2 protein-coding genes are annotated in these 1,018 nt (G+C 76.9%); both read right to left on the bottom strand.

The window, feature by feature from the left end; genetic code table 11:
* Positions 1-280: 280 nt before the first annotated feature.
* Positions 281-691: a DUF2267 domain-containing protein gene (locus ACWGH4_RS35405; protein WP_453468045.1), complete on the bottom strand. Its 411-nt coding sequence runs from the start codon at positions 689-691 to the stop codon at positions 281-283.
* A gap of 71 nt (positions 692-762) precedes the next feature.
* Positions 763-1,018: 4a-hydroxytetrahydrobiopterin dehydratase (locus ACWGH4_RS35400; RefSeq protein ID WP_453468043.1), on the bottom strand; the 256-nt coding region annotated here is incomplete at its 5' end.

Below are 1,018 nucleotides of genomic sequence, written 5' to 3'. Positions count from 1 at the left end.
CCGTCCTCGCCCGCAACGGCTTCACGGAAACGGGCACCACCGTCCTCGACGGGCACCCAGCCCTGCGCTTCACCCGCGCCCTCGCCCCGGCCTAGCCCCCGGGCGCCCGCCCCGGCCGGGCCCACCGGCCGTACGCGAGCGCCCTACCCGGCGCCGGGGCCCGGCCGCGCGTCACCGGGGCCCCGGCCAGGGTGTCGGAGCCGCACAGCTCCGGTCGCCCGCTGCCCGCAGACCCCGGTCGTCACGTCCTTGCCGGCGGGGGATCGGCCGGCCCGACCGCTCACGCGCCGCCGGAACTGCCCGCGAAGAGGGAGCCCGCCAGCTCGTCGTCCAGGGAGTGGCGGATCTTGTCCGTCAGGGCGCCCTGCGTGGCTTCCCCGACCACTTCCATGACGCAGCGCGCCTCGTGCGCGGCCTTGGGGGTGCTCTCATGGGCCCGCTGGGCGACCCGGTCGAAGAAATCCCGGTTGCTCATCGGCACGCCGGTGGCCGGCTGGTCGGGGGCGGTGGCCACCCGACGCAGATGCTCGCCGATCTCGGCGGGCAGCTGGGCGGCGAGATTGTCGGCCAGCCCGGCGGGGACGCGCTCCGCGAGGGTCTCCAGGGTGGCCCGGGTCGCGGACTCCGCGGCGCCTCGGCTGCCGAGGTGGGCACGGTCCTGGACCTGCCCGATGAACGTCTCGTGATCCATCGTGCTCTCCTTCGTCACTGGTCCGGCCCGCCGCGCGGGCGCGAGGGGGCCCGGCGGGCGGCCGGTACGGGTCATCCGGGACGGCCGCCGGACCCCACGGCCTCCACCGCGGCGTCGATCCGGTCCGCGAGTTCCAGGTCGAGCCGGGTGACGGCATCCACGGAACGGGTGCGGAGGCTGAAGACGACGCCGTCCCCGGTCAGCTCCCAGTCCGCCCGGTGACTCAGGTCCGCCCCGGCCCGGCGCACGGCGTCGAGCAGCGGGGGAAGCCGGTCCTCCGGCAGGGCCACGGTCCGGGTCAGACGGCCGGTGTCGCCGCTCCACGCG

The organism is Streptomyces sp. NPDC054847, assembly GCF_053610925.1.
Note: the sequence above shows the minus strand (reverse complement) of the source record. Positions and strands in the feature narration are given on the sequence as shown.

What these genes read in the sequence shown, in the direction of transcription:
- ACWGH4_RS35405 (WP_453468045.1), bottom strand. Translation starts at nt 691, where the DNA reads ATGGATCACGAGACGTTCATCGGGCAGGTCCAGGACCGTGCCCACCTC.